This is a genomic window from uncultured Chitinophaga sp., assembly GCF_937874145.1.
In the GTDB taxonomy this organism is placed as follows: Bacteria; Bacteroidota; Bacteroidia; order Chitinophagales; family Chitinophagaceae; genus Chitinophaga.
In genome coordinates, this window is sequence record NZ_CALNBI010000402.1 from 1 (window position 1) to 2,895 (window position 2,895).

At 56.0% G+C, this 2,895-nt stretch carries 2 protein-coding genes; one reads left to right on the forward strand and one right to left on the reverse strand.

What is annotated here, in order from left to right:
• The coding region (locus Q0510_RS19465; RefSeq protein ID WP_298715479.1) for an HAD-IIB family hydrolase at positions 1–1,410 on the reverse strand (1,410 nt) is incomplete at its 3' end.
• 259 nt (positions 1,411–1,669) lie between these two features.
• Between Q0510_RS19465 and Q0510_RS19470 the strand changes: the two genes are divergently transcribed.
• A partial coding sequence (locus Q0510_RS19470; RefSeq protein ID WP_298715480.1) for an AMP-binding protein occupies positions 1,670–2,895 on the forward strand: 1,226 nt, incomplete at its 3' end.

Sequence of the window (2,895 nt, forward strand, 5' to 3'; positions counted from 1 at the left end):
GATTTTTACCGGCATGAGGCTTTTCACCACGTCCACAAAGTTCTCCACGTAACGGGGGATGTGGAAGCTGACGTAGTCGCACTGCAGCAGGCTGTGAATGATTTCAGAGCGCCAGGGGATCACGTTGAAGGTGTTGGCCGCCGGGAAGGCGGTATGATGGAAGAAGCCGATTTTCAGGTCGGGGCGCAGCTGGCGCAGGTAGCCGGGCACCATCCACAAATTATAATCGTGGATCCAGATCATGGCGTTGGGCGCGGCTTCCTTCGCGGCTTTTTCCGCGAAGATGCGGTTCACTTTCAGGTAATGTTCCCAGTGTTCGTGATTGAACTGGGCCTTTTCCACGAAAGCGAAGATCGCGGGCCAGAAGGCCTCTTTCGAAAAAACTTTATAGAAAATGTCAATGTCATTTTTCTGCAGCATCACCGGGCTCGCCTCCAGGTTGGGATATTCTTCCTGGTCGATGTAGAAGTTCTCTTCCGGTGCGGGATTTTCCTCATCGGCTTCCTGCCAGGCGATCCACAATCCGGGGCGCCCGCTTTTAAAGAAATTGGTGAGGGTAGGGAGGATGCCGTTGGGTGATTTGGGCTTCCTGCGCACCAGCTCGCCGTCTTCCACGGCGGTCTCGAACGGGAAGCGGTGGTAAAGCATCACCAGCTGCGTGGATTCCGCAGGCGGGGCGGCGGGTTCGGCATGACCGTAAAACGGCCTGAAGTCGTCGAAATGCCGGAGTGATTCCAGGATGCCGCCGGCGCCGGGGGCGTTGGCGATGTAGGTGTCTTCACGGCCTTGCACGGCGCGCACCAGCGCGGGCTCGGCTGCGCCCACTACCACGCCGCGGAAGCCGCGGCCGTAGAGGGAAAGATCGTTCAGGGTATCGCCTGCCACGAGGATTTCGCTATCGGGGACCTGCAGGAGGTCGGCAAGCTGCCGCAATGTGGCGCCCTTGTTGACGGAGGGGGGCAGCACGTCGAGGAACTTGTTGGCCGACAGGATAATATCACATCCCAGGGCGGTTTCGAGGCGGGAGATCTCCGCTTTCACGGAGGGATCGTCAAAGAAAAATGAGCAACGGCGTTGCTGGGGCACCGGCTGGAGGCGGATGCCTTTAACTTCGTTCATCTGGTCCATCACAGCCTGCTTGCCCGGCCATTTCAGTTCGATATTGTTCTGAATGGGTTGTATGGGCAGAAGGGTGTGGCCGTCGAGAATGGTAGCGCCCACATCGCAGATGATGTAATCGGGCGTGGGAATAACAGGGTCTGCCAGGAGCGGGAGAACGGTTTCTACTCCGCGGCCTGTTACAAAGATGAGACGGAAGTCAGCGTTTTGCCGGATCAGGGCATACAGTTGTTCTTTGTGGGTTTGACTTCCTCCCAGGAATGTTCCGTCTAAATCGGTCGCAAGGATCATACTAGTGTTTTTGGTGATAGAATATGTGTGAAAGCCATTAACTGGCTGAATGTGAGCGGGGTTACGGGTTCGATAGCGACCACAAAGGTACGGAATTAAGCCCAAGGGGTTGGGTGACAACTTGGCGAAAATGGTGACGATTAGTCACCCGAAACGCTTGTTTCATCCGTAGTTTTTTATTATATTGGCCGTAATGATACAGCCAAAACGATTATTTGACGCGGTAGCTTACCAGCAGGAAAAATTTCCGAAACCGGACATGCTTGCCTGCAAAATTGATGGAAACTGGAAACCGTTCAGCACAGCAGCAGTGGCGGAAAATGCGCTCCGCCTGGCCGCGGGTCTTGTCGACCTCGGCGTCAGCGGCAACGATTTCACGCCCGAAGGGGCGGACAAGGTCGCCATCATTTCGAACAACAGGCCGGAATGGATTTTTACGGACCTCGCCGTTCAACAAACCGGCGCGGTGCTCGTCCCGCTTTATCCCACTACCAACCCGCTCGAAGTCAAGTTCATCCTGAACGACGCGGCGGTGAAATACATCTTCGTCAGCAGCCAGGAGATGTACGACAAGATTCGCGAACTGATGCCGGAAGTGCCCTCGCTCAAAGGCATTTTTTCTTTCGACAAACTGCCCAATGTCCCGCATTGGTCAGAGCTCACCGGCAAGTCCACCCCCGAATTGGAAGCCCGGGTGAAAGAGCGCGCCGCCGGCATCCCGGAAGAGCATCTCGCCACCATCATTTACACCAGCGGCACCACCGGCACGCCCAAAGGCGTAATGCTCACGCACAAGAACATCGTGAGCAACGTGAAGTTCTCCAAAGCGAGCTTCCCCTTCCCGGACGCGCCGGAAACACGGGTACTGAGCTTCCTGCCGCTCAATCACATCTTCGAAAAAACCGTTACGTATATCTACCTGTTCAGCGGCATCAGCATTTACTACGCCGAGAGCATGGACAAGATCGCCGACAACCTCCGCGAAGTGAAACCCGACGGCTTCACCACCGTGCCCCGCCTCCTGGAGAAAGTGTACGAAAAGATCATGAGTAAAGGCAATGAGCTCACCGGCATCAAGCGCGGGCTTTTCTTCTGGGCAGTTGCGCTCGGCAAACAATATGACAACAATATCAGCGGCGGCCCCTGGTACAACATCCAGCTGGCAATCGCCAATAAACTCATTTTCAGCAAATGGCGCGAAGCCCTCGGCGGTAAGATATCCTTCATCGTCACCGGCGGCGCCGCGGCGTCGGAGAACCTGCTCCGGATCTTCAATGCGGCCAAAATCCCCGTGTACGAAGGTTATGGCCCCACCGAAAACAGTCCCGTGATCAGCGTCAACCGCCGCCACCCCGGAGGCCTCACGAAATTCGGCACCACCGGCCCGCTGCTCGACGGCGTCCACCTCAAATTTACCGAAGAAGGAGAAATCTGCGTGAGCGGAGATTCCGTCATGAAAGGTTATTACAAACGCCCCGATCTTAC